Below are 20,041 nucleotides of genomic sequence, written 5' to 3'. Positions count from 1 at the left end.
CAGCGGCAAAGGGTAAGCGCCCTTTGCCACTGTTTATCACCGCTATTTCTTGGTGTTACGGCGCTTTCTGCCTAACACAAATATCAACGCTAACAGCACAATCACCGCCGCAATCATCGCCGGAGCCATATAGGGCTGAAGCCTTGCCAGCAGTGGTACAGGCCCGCCAGCACGCAATTCTGCAACATCCGCTTCACTGACGGTGACCGCCGGGTTGCCATAACTGTGCAGAACATAATTGGCAATCAGAGCGATCTGTTTATCATTCAGCGGATTAACATAAGATTGCGGGCCAAAATGTGGCATCAATATATGCTCATCACCCACTTTACGATCCACCCCAAACAATATGGCAGAAATCAGATTGGCCGGGTTGGAAGAGCCGGTGGCGGTGTTATTGAACAGGGAAGGATAAGCCTGATTTTTACTGCCGCTACCGTCGGGCTGATGACAACTGGCGCAGTTGCCACTGAACAACGCCGCACCGCTGTCTAGCGTGTTATTCGCCGTAGACGGATGCTGACCGCGTAGGCCGATCTCCACATTCAACGCCTTGCCAAAACTGTCGGCGGGTTGAGTATCCTGCGGATCACGTACCGGTGTGGTGCTTTTTAGGTAAAGGGCGATCGCCTGTAAATCACTGTCCGGCAGATATTGCAGGCTATTTTGTACCGCTTCCGCCATTCCTCCCGCCGCCTGATTTTTACCGGCCACACGACCGGTTTTCAGGTATTCCACCAGTTGAGCATTACTCCAGCCACCAATACCACTGATGGCATCTGACGTAATATTCGGTGCATACCACGGCCCGACCATACCGCCGGCAAAGGCTTTGCCAGTATCTTCACCCATCAATAAGTTACGTGGTGTATGGCAGGTATCACAGTGACCCGGCCCATTAACCAGATAAGCACCGCGATTCCATTGATCACTCTTACTGCTATCCGGTTCAAAGCGGCCTTTATCCAGAAACATCATGTTCCAGCCCAACATGGCAAAGCGCATATTGAACGGGAAGGGAAGTGCGGTGGGAATATTCTCTTCATCAATTGCTGGCACCGCATGCATAAAGTAAACATACAGCGCATGAATGTCTTCATCACTTAGCTTGGTGTAAGAGGTATAAGGCATCGCCGGATAGAGGTGGCTGCCATCAGCACGAATGCCATCGCGAACTGCACGAGCAAACTCTGCTTCACTGTACTTGCCAATTCCGTCAACCGTGGATGGGGTGATATTGGTGGAATAAATCATCCCCATCGGCGAGCTGATGCCATAACCGCCGGAGAAGGGTTTTCCGCCCTCAGGTTTGGTATGACAGGCCTGGCAGTCAGAGGCGATAGCCACTTGTTCGCCTTTTTCGATCCACTGCTGTTCGCTGAGTGATGCATGCTCTGATGCACACACGCCAGCGGCGAATAAAGACAGTGAAAACAGGCTGGTTGCGATCAATTTTTTCATCATTTTCCCGCCAGTAAACGCGCCATATCATCGGCGGCTTTCAGCCCCAATGCAGCCATGGTCAATGTGCTGTTGACCACACTGGCTGACGGAATAGCACCGCCACCGGGCAGCCATAAGTTGGCATGGTCATAGGTGCGGCAATTGCCATCAACCACCGAATCTTGCGGGTTGCTGCCCATAATGGTGCCACCCATGATGTGGTTATTGGCATTCAGGCTGGTGGTGATTTTGAATTCATCCGCTTCAAACAACTGGCCGATATGCTCCAGTTGCTTATGTGCCGCTTCGGCACCTTTGCGCACATAATCACCGACATCGTAATGGATATCCGGGCAGGGTAAGCCATGAGCATCTTTGCGGGTTTGACTTAATGTCAGGCGGTTGTCTGGATCTGGCAGCGGTTCAAGGCTTATCGACAAATCAGCGCCATAAGCAGCCCGGCGGCGGATCTCTTCATCCAGCGCTTTGCCCACCAACCCCATTTCCAGCGCCTGTTGTGTGGCGGGTAATACGCGGTTGATGTTATTGAGGATCATTTTGTTTGCGGAGTAATCTTTGCGGAATTCGCCGTCACGCGGCCCGACCAGACAACTGCTTTGTGCTGGCCCACGCCCCAACCACAGCGGCTCTTTGGCTAAAAATGTACAGTGGAAACCGGAGTGATCCATCATATTGCGGCCAACCTGATCGGATGAATTGGCAATACCGTTCGGGTTTTTCTCATTCGCCGCCATCAGCAGCAGGCGCGGGGTTTCAATACCATTACAGGCCAGCGCGAACACTTTGCCGGTTGCTTGATGAGACTGCTTTTTGTTATCCAGCCAATGGACCGCAGTGACCTGGTTTTGGTCATCGGTATCAATTTTGTAAACCACGGCTTCGGCTAATACCACTGCACCTTTCATTTCCGCACGTTCTATATGATGGATGCCGTTATACATCGCACCGATAGGGCAAATAGGTTGGCAATTATTGTTACCACAGCAGGTTGGTCGACCCTCCCACGGGCGGGTACTGCGCCCTTGCGGAATAGGTACCGATTGGTAACCGTGTGGATTCACCACTTCGGCAAAACGGATATCACCGTGCGCCCAAGGCACCATATCCATTGGATAAGGCTTGCTGCGCTCGGACGGGGATTGCAGCTTGGGATCGTTCGGCCCGGCGACGCCAATCTCATCTTCAGCGCGGCAATAGTAGGGTTCCAACTCATCATAAGAGATGGGCCAATCGCGACCGACGCCATACAGGGTTTTCATCTGAAAATCGTTGGGAACATGCCGCCAGCAGGAGGCCGCCCAATGCCAGGTGGTGCCGCCGACGGTGCGCAGATAACCCTGTTTAAAGCTACTGGCACTGGGGCCGGTCAGCTCGACATAGTTATTTTCCGGGAAGTAAAGTGGGGCGGTGGCAAATTCAGATTGTGGATATAAACCTTGGTAATCAGAACCGGCACGATTATCGAAAGGCATATTGCGCCAGTTTTCAACCGCCTGACCGCGATCGATACGCAAACCCGCTTCTAATACCAATACCGAGTAGCCCTGAGCAACCAGTTGGTCTGCCATCATGCCGCCGACAATGCCGGAACCGACAATAATGACATCCGCCGAGGCGTTGCCGTCGGCACTAAAAATAGGTTTTTTCATCAGGAATGGCTCTCGTTGACAGGTTTTGGCTGGTTGATATCAGGTGGGGTAGCTGTCCACCACAGCGGGCCATTGCCGCAATAGGTGGGGACAACCAGGGCGTCACTGGCGGGGCGATACATCAGCGCATCTTTATAGGCAATCAAAACCGCTTGCTGCCCATGGCCGACAGTGCCGGTATACCAGGCGGCAACAATCGCACTGACGGTTTTTTGTAGCTGATGCTGTTGCGCCAGTGCCTGCAGTTGTTGCGCGCTCTGTCCGTCTTGCATGAGAGCCGTCAACTGACTGATTTGAGAGGGGAATTGTTGGTCGCTGTTATGCAGTGCGGTGAAGATACGCGCTGACATACCTTGGTCAATATCCTGATGCTCGGTCAAGGTTTGCGACAATTTAAAGAACCGGGCAAAAGCCAGTGGGTTGGCGGCGGCGGTCTGCTGCTCGGCTTGGGTTAAGAACGGGTAGCCCAATAAGGAAGTGGCAACCATCGTGGAGGCGAGGCCCACTAACAGTTCTCTGCGGGTAAAACCGGTTCCATTTTGATCATTGAAAATGGTCGTGGCGGGTGCGTTTTTTTCCATCGAGAGTTTCTCTTGGATCGGGTGATTGCGCGAAGTAGTCGCGGCTAAAAATAAATTATTCTTATATTTTGTAGTGTTTTTTAGAGGTTCGATGGCCGCGAGATGGGCAGAGTCATTAACTATTATTTAGATAAATTAACAATTCCGTAAAGATTTTTCAATGTAATTAATTAGCATGAGAAGTATTTGCTGATATTTTCAACTCAGGCACACCTAAACTGGTTCGTTATCGACCTCTGCTCCGGATTAATCCGGAAAAACCTATCCTTGCAGTGAATCACTCCTGTGCTGACTATTTTCGACTAACCTTAAGGGATGCACTTTTTTCACTCATGGAGAATTCACATGAACCGAGATAAAGAACAGCAAACTTCGCTGGATGACGATCTGACTATGCTCACCGATACTCTGGAAGAGGTACTGCGTGCTTCCGGTGATGCGGCGGATGAAAGTTATCAGGAAATCAAAGCGCGTGCGGAGAAAGCGCTAAAGGAGGTTCAGTACCGTTTGAGTGGCCGCAGTGAATGCTATATCAAACGGGCAAAAGCGCTGGCGTGTTGCACCGATGATTATGTGCGCGACAAGCCCTGGTGCAGTGTGGGAATTGGTGCCACTGTCGGGTTGGTTATTGGATTATTGCTGGCGCGGCGTTGAGAGACAACATCCACCTCAAAAGGGGCTGCTATTGCTGATAAAGTTAAATGAAGGGGAATCGTGCCGTTGGGGTCGTAACGGCATCAGCCGTCGAAGTGCCCCAAGGTGCGGTAAACCCTTCACTCACTGATCTATCAGCACCTTGTCATTACCTTGAGGGGCTATAGCCCCTTTTCACGAACAGAGTTGAACTCGTCCTGCTAAATACCCCTTGTTGAGTATATAAAAACATCAATATCAAATATTAGTGTGATAAGTAACAATAACTTTTCAATCTGACTTTTCTTATTATTCATGCCCCGTATAATCCCACTCTTTCTGTTGATTTGCCGAGGTGGTCGTGAAGCAACTTTCTGGTTTGTTGGGCGAATTACGGCAAAAGTTACATGCCGATTTCCCTGACCAGGCCGGTATTCGGCAAATTATCTTGCCCACACCGGGACAAGTAGGGAATCAATTGCTTGAGTGGCTCGCGGCTCAACGTCATTTTCCTCAATTCTACTGGCATCATCGCGAAGGCCATGAAGAGGCCGCAGTCTGTGGTCAAACCCGGCAATTCAACGATGTACTATCGGCTGACCAATTTATCCAACAGCACAGCGCTGTTGCGGGGTTGCGTGTGTGGGGGCTGAATGCTTTTGAACCGGTCAGCATGGCCGAACCTTCTCCAGATTTGCCCCAACAGACCCAGACCAGTTTCCTGTTTTTACCGCGCATTGAGATTTTACGGTGCGGCAAAAATACTCATTTGACCCTAAATCTGGTCAGTGACGACTCCCTCGCGCAAGACGCCTTACTCGCCATCGCCTTTATTGATCAACTGGTTGCTGCTAAACCCTTACCTGCATTAGACGTGGTGGTTGAAGCTGCCAGTCATATGCCGGAATACCCGCAGTGGAGCCGCCTGATTGAACAGGCTCTGGGCAACATTGAGCAGCAAAAAATGGAGAAAGTGGTTCTGGCTCGGGCGACCCGCTTAATGTTGGATAAGCCTCTCTCTTGTGCGGCCTTTATGGCAGCCAGCCGCCAGGTGAATCATCATTGTTTCCACTTTATGCTGCGCTTTGATGGCTTGCGGGCATTTCTGGGTTCCAGCCCTGAGCGCTTGTATTTGCGCCAGCTTCACCACCTGGAAACAGAAGCGCTGGCAGGAACTGCGTCAAATGATGACGATATCACCCATGCCACTAAATTAGCTGATTGGCTGATGCATGATGAAAAGAATCAACGTGAGAATTTGCTGGTGGTCGATGATATTTGCCAGCGTTTGCAAGGCGGGGTGGTCGCGGTGGATGTCATGCCGCCTGAAGTTATCCGCCTGCGTAAAGTGCAGCATTTACGCCGCTGTATCCATGCGCAACTTAATCATGCTAATGATGCTGACTGCTTGCACCGACTGCAACCAACGGCGGCGGTGGCGGGGCTACCGCGCAATGTTGCCCGGCAGTTTATTACAGAAAACGAGCCTTTTTCTCGTGGCTGGTATGCCGGTTCTGCCGGTTATCTTTCGCTAAAGCAAACTGAATTCAGTGTGACATTACGTTCGGCTTGGGTGGAGGATAAACAGGTTCATCTGTATGCCGGTGCTGGTATTGTCGCCGGTTCTGACGCAGAGCAAGAATGGCAGGAAATTAATAATAAATCAGCGGGATTACGTACTTTGCTGGCAAATTTGAAGCCAGATAATAATCATGAAGTGTGATAATTAACCGCACTCATTATGTGGGCGGATTGTCGCCCCCATGCAGCAGGTGTAAACTGTCAGCCAGAGCCAATGCAAACCGGTTTTGTTGTAGATAACGGTAAAAATTTAACCATTAATCAGTCACTCCGGGCTTTTTCAGCGGATAGTTTGGTTCCTCACGCTGATCATTGGGGTCGCAGTGCCTGTTAACTGACTTTTAGGCGAACCATGTCGACAAGCGTTTTTAACCGTCGTTGGGCGGCATTACTACTGGAGGCGTTGAGTCGCCACGGTGTGCGTCATATCTGTATTGCACCGGGTTCCCGTTCGACACCGCTCACCTTGGCGGCGGCGGCTAATCCGTCGCTGGTTTGCCATACTCATTTTGATGAGCGCGGCTTGGGGCATCTGGCATTGGGGTTGGCGAAAGCTTCAACTGAGCCGGTGGCGGTTATTGTCACTTCCGGCACTGCGGCGGCTAATCTTTATCCAGCCTTAATTGAAGCCGGGCTGACCGGTGAGCGCTTAATCTTATTGACCGCCGATCGCCCACCAGAATTAATTGATTGCGGTGCCAATCAGGCGATTCGCCAGCAAGGCATGTTCGCCAGCCATCCGACCGCCAGCCTTAATCTGCCTCGCCCCACACCGGATATTCCTGCCAGTTGGCTGGTTTCAACCATCGACAGTGCGATGGCGCAATTGCACCACGGCGGCTTGCATGTTAACTGCCCGTTTGCTGAACCGCTCTATGGCGGTGATGAACAATGCTATGCCGACTGGTCTGCCGCCTTGGGTGACTGGTGGCAAGATTGCCATCCCTGGCTGCGCCAATCCCGTGCTTTGCCGCAAACAGAGCAAGCCGACTGGTTTTTCTGGCGGCAAAAGCGTGGCGTGGTGATTGCCGGGCGCATGACTGCCGAAGAGGGCGAACAGTTGGCGCAATGGGCCGAATTACTCGGCTGGCCGCTGATTGGCGATGTGTTGTCGCAAACCGGCCAACCGCTACCTTGTGCCGACCTGTGGCTCGCGCACCCAAGTGCACAACTGGTGCTGGCTCAGGCACAGATTGTCTTACAGTTTGGTAGCAGCCTAACCGGTAAACGTCTGTTGCAGTGGCAGGCACAATGCCAGCCGCAAGAATACTGGCTGGTGGATAACATCGCGGGTCGTCTTGATCCGGCGAATCACCGTGGTCGCCGGATTATCTCTCCGGTGAATGAGTGGTTAGAACAACACCCGGCGCTACGCCGCACACCCTGGGCTTCCGAGCTGATTCTCTGGGCGGAAAACGCTCATGCTTATGTTGCCGAAGCACTGAACGAACAATTCAGTGAAGCGGCGGTTGCCCACCTGTTGGCTGAATTATTACCGGAAAATGGCCAGCTTTTTGTCGGCAACAGTTTGATTGTCCGTTTGATTGATGCGCTGGGGCAGTTGCCTGCGGGGTATCCGGTTTACAGTAATCGCGGAGCCAGCGGGATTGATGGTTTGTTATCGACCGCCGCCGGTGTCCAGCGCGCCACCGCTAAGCCAACACTGGCGATAGTTGGAGATTTATCGGCGCTTTATGACCTTAATGCTCTGGCGCTATTGCGCCAAAGTTCCGCTCCTACGGTGCTACTGGTGGTGAACAATAATGGCGGGCAGATTTTCTCTCTGCTGCCGACACCAGAAGCTGACCGTCAGCGTTTTTATTGCATGCCACAGAATGTGAATTTTGAACATGCTGCGGCGATGTTCGGTTTAGGTTACTCCCGGCCAGAAAGCTGGTTGATGCTCAAACAGCAAGTCGAGCAATGCTGGCTGCGCGGTGGCGTCACATTGATCGAAATAGAGGTACCGCCGAGTCAGGGGGCAGAAACACTGCAACAACTGGTACAACAGGTGGCCCAATTATGACGCTGGCCTGCCGTAAACTCGACCCACATCCCCAATCTCCAGCACGGCAGCATACCGGGCCGTGGCTGGTCTGGCTGCATGGTTTATTGGGTAGTGGTCAGGATTGGCTACCGGTAGCGGAACTATGTGGCGATTACCCCTCACTGCTTATCGATTTGCCGGGACACGGTAACTCGGTGGCCCTGACGACCACTGGCTTTGCAGATATCAGCCGCCAGATAACCGAAACATTGCAGGCTAATGGCATTCGCGAATATTGGCTGGCGGGCTATTCTTTAGGCGGCAGAATTGCGATGTATCACGCCTGCTATGGTCATCAGGTTGGTTTGCAAGGGCTGCTGGTCGAAGGGGGCAATCTCGGGCTAGAAAGCGAAGAGCTGCGAAAAGCGCGCTTTGAGCAAGATTGCCAATGGGCGCAGCGCTTTCGTCACGAACCATTGCCACAGGTGTTGGCTGACTGGTATCAGCAGGAGGTATTTGCTGATTTGGATTCGCAGCAGCGTGAACAATTGGTCGCGCTGCGAGCCAATAATCATGGCCCGGCGGTGGCGGATATGCTCGAAGCCACCTCACTGGGGCATCAGCCTTGGCTATTACCGGCTCTGCAACGCCTGAGAGTCCCGTACACCTATCTGTGTGGTGAGCGTGACCACAAATTCCAGCAATTGGCTCATCAATATAAGTTGCCATTACGAACACTGGCCCGTGCGGGGCACAATGCGCATCGGGCGAACCCTGGGGCTTTTGCCGCGCAGGTGCTTTCATTTTTATCACAGTCTTCATTTTTACCACCCTCCCGTTAAAGGAACGCTGACTATGCTTTATCCGAGCGAAGAACAACTGTACGCCGCCATTGAATGGCAAGATTGCTCCGCTGGGTTTGAAGATATTCGTTATCACAAATCCAGTGATGGGATCGCCAAGATAACCATCAACCGCCCTCATGTGCGTAACGCATTTCGCCCGTTAACGGTTAAAGAGATGATTCAGGCGCTGGCTGATGCCCGCTATGATGACAATATTGGTGTCATCATTTTGACCGGTGAAGGTGAAAAAGCCTTCTGCTCCGGCGGTGATCAGAAAGTCCGCGGTGACTACGGCGGTTATCAGGATGCGAGCGGTACCCATCATCTGAATGTGCTGGATTTCCAACGTCAAATTCGTACTTGCCCGAAACCAGTTGTAGCAATGGTTGCCGGTTATTCTATTGGCGGCGGTCATGTATTACATATGATGTGTGACCTCACTGTTGCTGCTGATAATGCTATTTTCGGCCAGACTGGGCCAAAAGTGGGTTCATTTGATGGTGGTTGGGGTGCGGCCTATATGGCTCGCATTGTCGGTCAGAAAAAAGCGCGCGAAATCTGGTTCTTATGCCGTCAGTATGATGCTAAACAAGCATTAGATATGGGGCTGGTGAACACGGTGGTACCGCTGGCGGATCTGGAAAAAGAGACGGTGCGCTGGTGTCGTGAAATGCTGCAAAACAGCCCAATGGCACTGCGCTGCCTGAAAGCCGCATTAAATGCCGACTGCGATGGTCAGGCGGGCCTGCAAGAGCTGGCCGGTAACGCCACCATGTTGTTCTATATGACAGATGAAGGTCAGGAAGGGCGTAACGCATTCAATGAGAAACGCCAGCCAGACTTCAGCAAATTCAAGCGTAATCCGTAATGCGCGCGGCCACACTTTACCGCTATAGCATCCCGATGGAAGCGGGGGTGATACTGCGGCATCAGCGGCTAAAAAGCCGCGATGGATTGCTGGTGAAATTGCAGCAAGGCGAGCAGACCGGCTGGGGCGAAATTGCTCCCTTGCCGGAGTTCAGCCAGGAAACGTTGCCAGAGGCACAAGCTGCTGCAATCGCCGAGTTACAGCGCTGGGTAAATGGCGCAGAGCTTGATCTCGGGCCCTTGCCCTCGGTGGCTTTTGGCCTCAGTTGCGCGCTGGCGGAGCTTGATAAATTATTGCCACTGTCGGCGGATTACCGCAAAGCCCCGCTGTGTACCGGTGACCCTGATGAGCTGTTCGCCGTGTTACAAGCATTACCGGGCGAGAAAGTTGCCAAGGTGAAAGTTGGGTTATATGAAGCGGTGCGCGATGGTATGATTGTCAATGTGCTGCTGGAGGCGTTGCCTGATTTGACACTGCGGCTGGATGCCAATCGCAGTTGGACGCGGGCTAAAGCAGACGGTTTTGCCAAATATGTTAATCCTGAATTGCGCTCGCGCATCGCGTTTCTGGAAGAACCCTGTAAAACTCGCGCCGAATCCCGTGAGTTTGCACGTGACACCGGCATTGCCATTGCCTGGGATGAGAGTGTGCGCGAGGCGGATTTTCAGGTGGAAGCCGAACCGGGTGTGGCAGCCATTGTCATCAAGCCGACGCTGGTGGGCAGTATCGCGCGTTGCCAGCAATTGGTGCAGCAAGCGCATCAAGCAGGATTGGTGGCGGTGATCAGCTCCAGTATTGAGTCGAGTTTGGGGCTGACTCAGTTGGCTCGCCTGGCGGATTGGCTAACCCCAGCAACAGTGCCGGGGTTGGATACATTGAGTCTGATGCAGGCGCAATTGGTCCGCCAATGGCCGGATAGCACGCTGCCGATGCTGACTGTCGACCAACTGGATGTGCTATGGCACAGCTAACTGATTGGCCTTGGACGGATTTATTTCCATGGCAACATTGGGCCAATTTGCAACCTCAGGCGATAGCGATACGCTCGGGGTCGCAACGGATCAGTTGGCAACAGTTAGCCACCGATATTAATAATCTGGCCGCTGGCTTTCAACAGCAAGGTGTGGCTCCCGGTTGTGGCGTGGTGTTGCGCGGTAAAAACAGTTATTCATTGCTGCTGGCGTATCTGGCGGCATTACAGTGCGCCGCGCGCATTTTACCGCTTAACCCCCAATTGCCAGCATCATTGTTGACGCAACTTTTGCCGCAGCTTGATATTGATTTTATGCTGAATCTGGCCGAACCATTGCCTGCGCAATTGCGCTTTATCCCACTGAATTTCACGCCAGCACATGCAGCGGAAAATACTCCGGCATGGGATAGCCAACGGCTGGCAACCATGACATTGACCTCCGGATCTTCAGGGTTACCCAAAGCGGCAGTACACACATTGGCGGCGCATCTGGTCAGTGCCGATGGCGTATTGCGATTGATGAATTTCACCGCTAATGACTGCTGGTTGCTATCATTACCGCTATTTCATGTCTCCGGGCAGGGTATTGTCTGGCGCTGGTTAAGTGCCGGAGCAACCCTTGCTGTGCAAGCGGGTGCGCCGTTATCTGACGCGCTGGCAGGTTGCAGCCATGCCTCGTTGGTGCCAACCCAGCTTTGGCGCTTGCTTGAAAGTTCAGAGCAGCCACTCAGCTTGAAAGAGGTGTTACTCGGGGGGGCGACCATCCCTACTGCGCTGACTGAGCAAGCTGAAGCGCGCGGAATTCGCTGCTGGTGTGGCTATGGCCTGACAGAATCAGCCTCAACGGTGTGTGCTAAACGCGCTGATGGTTTGCCTGGTGTTGGTGTCGCGCTGGAAGGGCGACAGGTGAAATTAGTCGAGGGTGAAGTTTGGGTGAAAGCCGCGTGTCTGGCAGCCGGTTATTGGCAGCAAGGGCAGTTACGACCTCTAACTGACAGTGATGGTTGGTTCCATACCCGTGATCGTGGTGAATGGCAGCAAGGCGAATTACGTATTCTTGGGCGGCTGGATAATCTATTTTTCAGCGGCGGTGAGGGTATTCAACCTGAGGATATTGAACGAGTTTTACTGCAATATCCGGGGGTACAGCAAGCTTTTGTGGTTCCTGTCGCTGATACTGAATTCGGTCACCGGCCCGTAGCTGTAATTGATGCTGATGATTCGGTGAATGACGCCGTATTAGCGGATTGGTTAGCGCCACAATTGGCGGTATTCCAGCGCCCGGTGGCTTTCTATCGTTTACCGGCAGAGCTTAAAACGGGGGGGATTAAGGTATCGCGGCGCGGGGTGGCGGATTTTGTGGTTAAGTTAAGTTGAGTTAGTGATCGGGTTCGGTTGTTAGAGCAACTGAGTTAACTTAACCTCCGATGTACCAACCGCCAAAGGGGGCAGCGGCCCCCTTGTGGAATCCCGCGCTTGCGCGAAATATTGCCCTACGGGTAAACCTCCTGCGTCTTTCGGGCTGACGAGCCAGCGCGATTATAGCCTCTTCGAGGCACCCCTTCGGGGCCGCTGCTAGCAGCGTTCAAATCTGCTCCCGGCAGATTTGTCCATGTCCGCTCACTCTACCCTCCATCCTTGTCGGCAACATTCCTGATTGCGCTCAACATCAAAAGCCAATTCAAAACCCTGTTTTTAGGTTTTGAAGTTTAAAAGCACATTTGAGCTGCCGAGTGAAGAGTGTAGCAAGGGCAACCCGCCATGGACGGCGGGTTGAGGTGTGCTTGAGCATGGATGCGAATCACACCGTCCCGTCAGCGAAATGATGAATCGAGGGTACCAGCGAAGCAGGCAAGCGATACGTGCGTAAGCGCAGGGGTTCCAAGGGGGTTACGCGCTTGTAACCCCTTTGGCGGTTGAGGCACCTGTAGTTAAGTGAACACCGATCTCATATCAACCGAACCGATCACCTAATCGACTATCAACCGAAATCAGCTCCGGTGCTCTAACAACCGAACGGATCACTTGGCAACCATCAACCGATCCAGATCACCAAGCAACCAATCCTGATCACCTAATCGATCACAACAATGCTACTTTAACCCCAGCGCCTGCTTCACCCCAGCACCATAATCTGGGTGAACCTTCTCAAACAGTGCTACCTGACAGCGCTGAATTTCTTCCGGAACTTGGGACAACTCACCGGCGATACGGGTAAACATCCGCTGATGCTCTTCTGCACTGAGCAAATTAAATAATGCCCGTGGTTGGGAGTAGTAATCATCATCTTCCCGGTGATTCCAGTGATCTGCCGCGCCTTCCAGGGTTAATGGTGGCTCACTGAAATCAGGTTGTTCCTGGAACAGACCAAAACTGTTTGGCTCATAAGTCGCACCATTACCACTGTTACCATCAACGCGCATTGCGCCGTCGCGATGATAATTATGGAATGGGCATTTAGCACTGTTCACCGGGATCTGATGATGATTCACCCCTAAACGATAACGAGCTGCGTCGCCGTAAGAGAAGAGGCGGCCTTGCAACATACGGTCTGGGGAGAAGCTGATACCGGGCACCACGTTGGCCGGGTTGAATGAAGCTTGCTCGACTTCAGCAAAGTAGTTTTCTGGGTTGCGGTTCAGTTCGAAGAAACCGACATCAAGCAGTGGATAGTCGCCGTGCGGCCATACTTTGGTCAGATCAAATGGGTTATACGGGGTTTGTGAGGCTTCATGCTCCGGCATCACCTGAATTTGTAGCTTCCAGCGCGGGAAATCACCGCGTTCAATGGCTTCATACAGATCACGTTGGGAACTTTCACGATCCTGACCAACCAGTTTTTCAGCCTCATCATCCATAAGGTTCTCAATACCTTGCTGGCAGCGGAAATGGAATTTAACCCAGAAGCGCTCATTTTTGGCATTGATAAAGCTGAAAGTATGGCTGCCGAATCCGTGCATATGGCGATATGATTTTGGCAGACCACGGTCACTGAAATCGATAGTGAGCTGGTGTAGTGATTCAGGAAGCTGGGAGAAGAAATCCCATTTATAAGTTGGATTGCGCAGGTTGGTGCGTGGGTCACGTTTAACCACGTGATTTAGATCCGGGAATTTCAGTGGATCACGTAAATAGAATACCGGCGTATCGTTACCGACCAAATCCCAGTTACCCTCCTCGGTGTAATATTTCATGGCAAAACCACGGATATCACGTTCGGCATCGGCCGCACCACGCTCGCCTGCTACCGTTGAGAAACGCACAAACATTTCGGTTTGTTTACCAACCTCAGAGAAAATTTTGGCGCGAGTATATTGAGTGATGTCATGGGTGACAGTGAAGGTACCGTAAGCACCAGAGCCTTTAGCATGCATACGGCGTTCTGGGATTACTTCACGATCAAAATGGGCCAGTTTTTCCAGGAACCAGACATCTTGCAACAACATCGGGCCACGTCGGCCAGCAGTCACCACATTATTATTATCAACGACGGGAGCACCTGCTGCGGTGGTTAATCCTTTCTTTTTGCTCATCATTTTCTCCAGTATAGCTGTTGAATTGATTGCGTATTGGGTGTTTTACAGTATGAGATTTCACCAAAAGTCAGATTGGCAAAATAATAACTTAAACAACATCAGCGGTTTATTCTTTGATCTCCACACTAGTTGTAGCCTTATTACCTGTATTCAGCAAATAGGTAAACCTTATCGTTACTATTGCTAACATAAGACATGTCAATTGCATGAGTATTTACAATCATTTGAAATACTGTGGTATTTAATCGGTTTTTACGTGTGTTTCTGCGGTTTTTTTCGGTTAAACTCGGGGCGGAAAAACCTGTCAGTGAGAATTGGCTCACAGGTGACATCATGGATAATGAGAGAATAATATGAATAAATCTTTAGCCGCGTGCGCAGCCGGTCTGCTGCTTGTGGCAGGTTCAGCCAGTGCAATAAGTCTTAATGGTGAAGTGGGTAGTGATTATACCAACCTGGGTTTTGGTATGGGCACTAACACCGGCGGGTTGGCTATCAGTGGCAACTGGGCGCGTAGTGATCACGATGGTGATGTCTATGGGTTAGGTCTCGGTTTTAACTTACCACTTGGCCCATTGATGGCAACTGTCGGCGGCAAAGGCATTTATATGTCACCGGAAGATGGTAGCAGTGGTGGTGCAGTAGCCATTGGCGGCGGGCTAACTTACCCAATCAACAAATCATTTACTCTGTACGGCGAAGGCTATTTCGCGCCTGAAGAACTGACCAGTGGGATGAAGTCCTACAGTGAAGCCAATGGCGGCCTGCGCTGGAATGTATTCCGCCCATTAACTGTTGATGTCGGCTATCGCTATATCAATATGGAAGGTAAAGACGGGCGTCGTGATAATCGCGTAGCGGATGGTGTGTATATCGGCGCTGGTCTGAACTTCTGATTATCCTGCGTCCTTGACGCTACAGCGTTGTTAGCTGCATTCACTCACCCGAATCACTGACATGAGTCAGCTCATCGGGATTTGTTCATTTGCTGCCTAGCTGTAACGCCAATGACTTTGGCTAATATATTGGTGGTGTTGATTAAAGCAGGGCGCATTCCTGACAGGAGATGCGCCTTTTTATATTTATGGACTGAATTACCCGACTGCGGGTAATGCGCCAGTCACTATCCCTACCTGAATGCCAATCACCAACACACCACAAGCAAATACGGCGGCCAAAGCCGGTTTCCCGCCCCAGACACGATAATTCCCCTGATGGATTTTACGTGCTTTCCACGCCAGCATCGCGGGTAGGATTAATGCTAATACTGATAATGCGACCGCGGCAAAACCCAGCGCCATAATAAAGCCACGTGGGTAAAACAGCGCGAATAATAGCGGTGGCACAAAGGTAATCGCGCCGGTTTGCAGGCGACCCCGTACTGAATTGCGGCGTTTAAATAAATCGGCCAGATAATCAAACAGACCCAAGGCGACCCCTAAGAATGAGGTTGCCAGCGCCAGGTCGGCAAACAGATGAACGGCCAGCTCAACATGCGGGGAGGCCACCACATCACGCACGGCTTGTAATAGACCATTCAAACCGGCTTGCTGCGCTAATATCCCGACAAAAGTATGGGAGGAAATGGCCCCTAATGTTGCTAACTGCCAGAAAATATACGCAATTAGTGGGATGGCACTGCCGATAATAAATACCCAGCGCAGTTTGCGAATATTGCCACCCATATAATTGACAATACTGGGCACGCTGCCGTGGAAGCCAAATGAGGTGAAAATCACCGGAATAGCAGAAAGCGCTAACCCTTGCTCCAGCGGCATCGTCAATAAGTTGGTTTTTTCTATATGCGGCATCATCAGTGACAGCATGACTATCAGGAAGATAATTTTGGCGCTGAATAAGATGCGGTTAAATAAATCAACAGAATGGGTGCCAATACAAACCACACCGCCGGCCACGAGTGTAAACAACAATACGCCGAGGTAGGTTGGAAATGATTGTTGAGTCCATTGGCTGATACTGGTTGCCAGTAACTCACCGGCACCGCTGATGTAGGCGGCAGTCAGCGCATACATCAAAAACATCATGCTAAAACCGGTGAGCCATTGCCCCCGATTGCCGAGATAGCGCTTAGCTAAAGTACCAAGCCCGGTATCTGCCGCTTCATGTTGATACACTTCTACCAACAATAATGCGGTGTAACACATTAATACCCAAAGAAAAACTAATAATGCGAGGGTGACGCCGAAACCGACTCCCGCTGCCGCCAGTGGCATTGCCAACATGCCAGCACCAATAGTGGTGCCAGCAACGATAAATATACTGCCCAGAGTGCGATTCTTCACGCTTTCCTCTACTACATGACAACTTATTGAAATTATTGAGTGCAGCAGGGTAGTAGATCGCTCCATTTGTGTCAAATCGACGTTACGCAAGGTGTAAACTTATAATTACGGTGTTCAGGGTGCTGAAATAGAGGCTTTTGCCATTCTTATTCATTCTGATAATGGATAACGATTGTGTTTAGGCAGGGAGCTTCATAAAGTGAATGTATAAGCACCAACGGAGAAGAAAATGATCAGAGTTGAGATGTTGAGTACCGGGGATGAAGTGCTGCATGGGCAGATTATTGATACCAACGCGGCATGGTTGGCAGATTATTTATTTAATCAGGGATTGCCAATCAGTAGTCGGGAGACTGTCGGTGATTCACTTTCCGCTCTTATTGAGGTGCTGACGGAGCGGAGCCAGGTGGCTGATGTGCTGATTGTTAATGGCGGCCTTGGGCCGACCAGTGATGACTTGAGCGCGTTGGCAGCAGCACGCGCTGCCGGGACGGAGCTGATTGAGCATCCGGAATGGATTGCGCGGATGGAGGCTTTCTTTCAAGAGCGCGGCCGCGTGATGTCATCGACTAACCGCAAACAAGCTCATATTCCGGCGAATGCGGAAATGCTGGATAACCCGGTTGGAACTGCCTGCGGTTTCGCTTTACGGCTTAATAAGTGCCTGATGTTTTTCACCCCAGGGGTGCCGTCAGAATTTAAAGTGATGGTTGAACAGCAGATTATGCCGCGCTTACGTCAACATTTTGATGTGGCAGAGCCACCATTGTGTCTGCGCATGACCACTTTTGGCCGCTCAGAAAGTGATTTGGCACTCGAATTGGACTCATTACCGCTTCCGGACGGCGCGGTGCTTGGTTATCGTTCATCTGCACCTATTATTGAGCTGAAACTCACCGGGCCAGCTTCGCAACAAGCGGCGATGGAAGATGTTTGGCAGCAGGTCAGGGCCGTGGCGGGTGATAGCACGATATTCGAAGGCACGCGCGGCTTACCGGCATTGTTGAGTGAGCAATTGAACCAACGTGGATTATTGCTGGCCGTCAGCGAACAATTTACCGCTGGCTTGCTGCACTGGCAATTGCAAAGCGCCGCGGCACCCTTGGCTGGGGGCGAGTTGCTACCGGCCCATTGTCAGGAGTCATTAGCCGAGGTAGCGGGCCGCGCTCAGTCATTATCGATGCTGTGTGGTGCGCAAACGGTGCTGGCGGTAGGGGCCATGCAACATGATTGTCTGAGTGTTGCGCTGCATACCCCTGATGGAACTTTTGCCCAGACGGTGCGTTATCAGGCCAGCCGACATGGTTTACGCATTCGTCAGGAAAGTAGTGCCATGCTGGCATTAGATATGTTGCGCCGCTGGTTAAAAGGCAGCCCGATTTGTGGTCAGCACGGTTGGCTGGAAGTGGTTGAGATTTTGTAGCTATCATTGCGTGTAGCGTGACAACGAAAAAGGCAGAAGTTGTGTTCTGCCTTTTGTCTGATGCCGTTGTTAGCGCGGTTTACTTCACCTGCGCACTTCTAACGTCTTTTCCTGCTTCCCAAATCCGGTATTTCACATCAACGCCCTGCGGTACATAAACCACAATTGGCAAGCGGCTGTTATAGCGCTGCATGGCGGCATCACCCAGATTGGCGGCGATAAATTGTGGGCGGCGGGTGTTATCCGGGCAAGCCATCATGGTTGAGGCCGGTTCGGAAATTTTATCCATCACCAAATAGTCAAAGCCCCAGCCGGATAAGGTTCTGGTTTCCAGATTGCCACCGAGCATATGGCGGTTGCAGTCAACTTCAATGGTTTTGCCGATCAGCAATTCAACTTTGAAGCGACTTTCGTCTTCTTGTGGCTCGAGGAAAATGACCTGGCGGCTCATGCCTTTTTCAGCTTGTGGATAAGGCGCAATCTTCTCTAACGGCTGTTGTTGATTAAGTGGTGGCTCGGTTGCAGCAATAGTGCTGGCAGAGGCGGCCATTAACAGGCTGGTTATGGCAATTGACAGTCTTTTCATCTTTTGTCCCTATGATTTTAATTCCAGATGTAAAAATATCATCTATTCAACAGGCTGATTATAGGTGAAATCCGATTGGCTGATTTATCTATTTGATACTCTAAATAATTCGAGTTGCAGGAAAGCAGGTCATGCACAAGCAGCTTGAAGTATGACGGGTATATTAAAGCTCGATTTCAATATCGCCCTTTGGCTGACAACAACAGGGCAGGATCTCGCCATCTTGAATAAATGCCAGCGGCTGCTGTTGATAGCAGACCTCGCCTTTCAGCAAGCGCAGGCGGCAGGAGCCGCAATAGCCAGAGCGACATTGGTATTCGATGGGTACCTGATGATATTCAAGCGTTTCTAGCAAGTTACGGCTATTATCGGGGCGGTTAAGTTGAGCACCGGTGGTGCTCAACGTCACAATGGATTTCATGGATTACAGCTCGAAATCACTCAGGTCATCGGCATTGACTTCTGAATCAATCTGACCGACCAGATAAGAACTGACTTCAACTTCCTGCGGTGCAACTTGCACGTTATCAGACACTAACCAAGAGTTAATCCACGGAATGGGGTTAGTGCGGGCATCGAATGGTACTTTGAGTCCTACTGCTTGCATGCGGATATTAGTGATGTATTCCACGTACTGGCACAAGATGTCTTTGTTCAGACCAATCATTGAGCCGTCACGGAACAGGTATTCCGCCCACTCTTTTTCTTGCTGCGCAGCAAGGAAAAACAAGTCATAGCATTGTTGCTGACATTCTTCAGCAATTTCAGCCATTTCCGGGTCATCTTTGCCTGAACTCATCAAATTAAGAATATGTTGAGTACCGGTCAGATGCAGGGCTTCATCACGAGCAATCATTTTGATGATTTTAGCGTTACCCTCCATCAGCTTGCGCTCGGCAAAGGCAAAGGAGCAGGCGAAGCTGACATAGAAACGGATCGCTTCCAGCGCATTCACACTCATCAAACACAGATAAAGCTGTTTTTTCAGCTCGCGCAGATTCACCACGACAGTCTTACCGTTCACCTGATGGGTGCCTTCCCCCAGCAGATGGTAGTAGCTGGTCATCTCAATCAGATCGTCGTAATAGGCTGAGATATCTTTTGCGCGTTTGAGGATCTCTTCGTTGGTCACGATATCATCAAACACAACCGAAGGATCGTTAACGATATTACGGATGATATGAGTGTAAGAACGTGAGTGAATGGTTTCTGAAAATGACCAGGTTTCAACCCAGGTTTCCAGCTCAGGAATAGAGATAAGCGGCAACAGGGCGACGTTAGGGCTACGGCCCTGGATGGAGTCTAACAACGTTTGGTATTTCAGATTACTGATAAAAATGTGTTTTTCGTGATCTGGCAGGGCGTTGTAATCAATACGATCGCGGGAAACATCAATCTCTTCCGGACGCCAGAAAAACGAGAGTTGTTTTTCGATCAGTTTCTCGAAGATCTCATATTTCTGTTGGTCGAAACGCGCCACGTTGACGGATTGGCCAAAGAACATCGGTTCGAGTAACTGGTTGTTTTTATTTTGCGAAAAAGTGGTATAGGCCATGATTTCCTCAGGGACAGCAAAGGGCAAATGAAGATAGGCCCGTGATGACCCCTTAAA

17 protein-coding genes are annotated in these 20,041 nt (G+C 51.1%); 9 read left to right on the top strand and 8 right to left on the bottom strand.

What is annotated here, in order from left to right; all coding sequences use genetic code 11:
• Positions 1–42: 42 nt before the first annotated feature.
• From HU019_RS13955 to HU019_RS13945, 3 genes are read right to left on the bottom strand one after another with little or no spacing between them, the layout of a single operon-like run.
• Entirely contained in the window at positions 43–1,461 is a 1,419-nt protein-coding gene (locus tag HU019_RS13955) for a cytochrome c (protein ID WP_174847132.1), read from the bottom strand.
• Positions 1,461–3,113: a GMC family oxidoreductase gene (locus HU019_RS13950; protein ID WP_174846960.1), complete on the bottom strand. Its 1,653-nt coding sequence runs from the start codon at positions 3,111–3,113 to the stop codon at positions 1,461–1,463. Before HU019_RS13950 ends, HU019_RS13955 begins: the two co-directional genes overlap by 1 nt.
• Positions 3,113–3,694 (bottom strand): sorbitol dehydrogenase family protein, encoded by a 582-nt coding sequence (locus tag HU019_RS13945; protein WP_174846961.1) that lies wholly within the window; start codon positions 3,692–3,694, stop codon positions 3,113–3,115. The genes HU019_RS13950 and HU019_RS13945 overlap by 1 nt, the downstream gene beginning before the upstream one ends.
• A gap of 345 nt (positions 3,695–4,039) precedes the next feature.
• Between HU019_RS13945 and HU019_RS13940 the strand changes: the two genes are divergently transcribed.
• The 7 genes from HU019_RS13940 to menE all read left to right on the top strand — a co-directional run bounded on the left by HU019_RS13940 (position 4,040) and on the right by menE (position 11,958).
• Positions 4,040–4,348: an ElaB/YgaM/YqjD family protein gene (locus tag HU019_RS13940; protein WP_174846962.1), complete on the top strand. Its 309-nt coding sequence runs from the start codon at positions 4,040–4,042 to the stop codon at positions 4,346–4,348.
• 340 nt (positions 4,349–4,688) lie between these two features.
• Complete coding sequence (gene menF / locus HU019_RS13935; RefSeq protein ID WP_174846963.1) at positions 4,689–6,050, top strand: isochorismate synthase MenF; 1,362 nt, start codon at positions 4,689–4,691, stop codon at positions 6,048–6,050.
• Positions 6,051–6,260: 210 nt separating this feature from the next.
• Positions 6,261–7,934: a 2-succinyl-5-enolpyruvyl-6-hydroxy-3-cyclohexene-1-carboxylic-acid synthase gene (menD, locus tag HU019_RS13930; protein ID WP_174846964.1), complete on the top strand. Its 1,674-nt coding sequence runs from the start codon at positions 6,261–6,263 to the stop codon at positions 7,932–7,934.
• Positions 7,928–8,737 (top strand): 2-succinyl-6-hydroxy-2,4-cyclohexadiene-1-carboxylate synthase, encoded by an 810-nt coding sequence (gene menH, locus HU019_RS13925; protein WP_174847133.1) that lies wholly within the window; start codon positions 7,928–7,930, stop codon positions 8,735–8,737. Before menD ends, menH begins: the two co-directional genes overlap by 7 nt.
• 13 nt (positions 8,738–8,750) lie before the next feature.
• A complete protein-coding gene (menB, locus tag HU019_RS13920; RefSeq protein WP_019082037.1) occupies positions 8,751–9,608 on the top strand; it encodes a 1,4-dihydroxy-2-naphthoyl-CoA synthase in 858 nt (285 codons plus the stop codon).
• Positions 9,608–10,579, top strand: coding sequence for an o-succinylbenzoate synthase (gene menC / locus HU019_RS13915; protein WP_174846965.1), 972 nt, complete (start codon positions 9,608–9,610; stop codon positions 10,577–10,579). The genes menB and menC overlap by 1 nt, the downstream gene beginning before the upstream one ends.
• Positions 10,567–11,958, top strand: a complete 1,392-nt coding sequence (gene menE, locus HU019_RS13910; RefSeq protein WP_174846966.1) for an o-succinylbenzoate--CoA ligase — start codon at positions 10,567–10,569, stop codon at positions 11,956–11,958. Before menC ends, menE begins: the two co-directional genes overlap by 13 nt.
• 716 nt (positions 11,959–12,674) lie before the next feature.
• Here menE and katA read toward each other — a convergent pair.
• Positions 12,675–14,114 carry a catalase KatA gene (gene katA / locus HU019_RS13905; RefSeq protein WP_174846967.1) on the bottom strand — a complete coding sequence of 480 codons (1,440 nt, stop codon included), beginning with the start codon at positions 14,112–14,114 and terminating at the stop codon, positions 12,675–12,677.
• 356 nt (positions 14,115–14,470) lie between these two features.
• On the opposite strand from katA, the gene HU019_RS13900 reads away from it, so the two are divergent.
• Positions 14,471–15,013, top strand: a complete 543-nt coding sequence (locus HU019_RS13900; protein WP_019083529.1) for a YfaZ family outer membrane protein — start codon at positions 14,471–14,473, stop codon at positions 15,011–15,013.
• Positions 15,014–15,211: 198 nt separating this feature from the next.
• On the opposite strand, the gene tyrP is transcribed toward HU019_RS13900, so the two are convergent.
• Complete coding sequence (gene tyrP / locus HU019_RS13895; protein ID WP_174846968.1) at positions 15,212–16,420, bottom strand: tyrosine transporter TyrP; 1,209 nt, start codon at positions 16,418–16,420, stop codon at positions 15,212–15,214.
• A gap of 229 nt (positions 16,421–16,649) precedes the next feature.
• On the opposite strand from tyrP, the gene HU019_RS13890 reads away from it, so the two are divergent.
• Entirely contained in the window at positions 16,650–17,843 is a 1,194-nt protein-coding gene (locus HU019_RS13890) for a nicotinamide mononucleotide deamidase-related protein YfaY (protein WP_174846969.1), read from the top strand.
• A 79-nt stretch (positions 17,844–17,922) separates the two neighbouring features.
• On the opposite strand, the gene eco is transcribed toward HU019_RS13890, so the two are convergent.
• The 3 genes from eco to nrdB form a co-directional block, all read right to left on the bottom strand.
• Positions 17,923–18,429, bottom strand: a complete 507-nt coding sequence (gene eco / locus HU019_RS13885; RefSeq protein WP_005171589.1) for a serine protease inhibitor ecotin — start codon at positions 18,427–18,429, stop codon at positions 17,923–17,925.
• A gap of 163 nt (positions 18,430–18,592) precedes the next feature.
• Positions 18,593–18,850, bottom strand: coding sequence for a class I ribonucleotide reductase maintenance protein YfaE (gene yfaE, locus HU019_RS13880; protein ID WP_174846970.1), 258 nt, complete (start codon positions 18,848–18,850; stop codon positions 18,593–18,595).
• Between the two features lie 3 nt (positions 18,851–18,853).
• Positions 18,854–19,984, bottom strand: coding sequence for a class Ia ribonucleoside-diphosphate reductase subunit beta (gene nrdB, locus HU019_RS13875; protein WP_174846971.1), 1,131 nt, complete (start codon positions 19,982–19,984; stop codon positions 18,854–18,856).
• Between the last annotated feature and the right edge of the window lie 57 nt (positions 19,985–20,041).

It is taken from the genome of Yersinia artesiana (assembly GCF_902726545.1).
Taxonomy (GTDB): Bacteria; Pseudomonadota; Gammaproteobacteria; order Enterobacterales; family Enterobacteriaceae; genus Yersinia; species Yersinia artesiana.
This window is presented reverse-complemented; position numbering and strand designations above follow the sequence as displayed.

What these genes read in the sequence shown, in the direction of transcription:
- HU019_RS13955 (WP_174847132.1), bottom strand. Translation starts at nt 1,461, where the DNA reads ATGAAAAAATTGATCGCAACCAGCCTGTTTTCACTGTCTTTATTCGCC.
- HU019_RS13950 (WP_174846960.1), bottom strand. Translation starts at nt 3,113, where the DNA reads ATGAAAAAACCTATTTTTAGTGCCGACGGCAACGCCTCGGCGGATGTC.
- HU019_RS13945 (WP_174846961.1), bottom strand. Translation starts at nt 3,694, where the DNA reads ATGGAAAAAAACGCACCCGCCACGACCATTTTCAATGATCAAAATGGA.
- HU019_RS13940 (WP_174846962.1), top strand. Translation starts at nt 4,040, where the DNA reads ATGAACCGAGATAAAGAACAGCAAACTTCGCTGGATGACGATCTGACT.
- menD (WP_174846964.1), top strand. Translation starts at nt 6,261, where the DNA reads ATGTCGACAAGCGTTTTTAACCGTCGTTGGGCGGCATTACTACTGGAG.
- menB (WP_019082037.1), top strand. Translation starts at nt 8,751, where the DNA reads ATGCTTTATCCGAGCGAAGAACAACTGTACGCCGCCATTGAATGGCAA.
- menC (WP_174846965.1), top strand. Translation starts at nt 9,608, where the DNA reads ATGCGCGCGGCCACACTTTACCGCTATAGCATCCCGATGGAAGCGGGG.
- menE (WP_174846966.1), top strand. Translation starts at nt 10,567, where the DNA reads ATGGCACAGCTAACTGATTGGCCTTGGACGGATTTATTTCCATGGCAA.
- katA (WP_174846967.1), bottom strand. Translation starts at nt 14,114, where the DNA reads ATGAGCAAAAAGAAAGGATTAACCACCGCAGCAGGTGCTCCCGTCGTT.
- HU019_RS13900 (WP_019083529.1), top strand. Translation starts at nt 14,471, where the DNA reads ATGAATAAATCTTTAGCCGCGTGCGCAGCCGGTCTGCTGCTTGTGGCA.
- HU019_RS13890 (WP_174846969.1), top strand. Translation starts at nt 16,650, where the DNA reads ATGATCAGAGTTGAGATGTTGAGTACCGGGGATGAAGTGCTGCATGGG.
- eco (WP_005171589.1), bottom strand. Translation starts at nt 18,429, where the DNA reads ATGAAAAGACTGTCAATTGCCATAACCAGCCTGTTAATGGCCGCCTCT.
- yfaE (WP_174846970.1), bottom strand. Translation starts at nt 18,850, where the DNA reads ATGAAATCCATTGTGACGTTGAGCACCACCGGTGCTCAACTTAACCGC.
- nrdB (WP_174846971.1), bottom strand. Translation starts at nt 19,984, where the DNA reads ATGGCCTATACCACTTTTTCGCAAAATAAAAACAACCAGTTACTCGAA.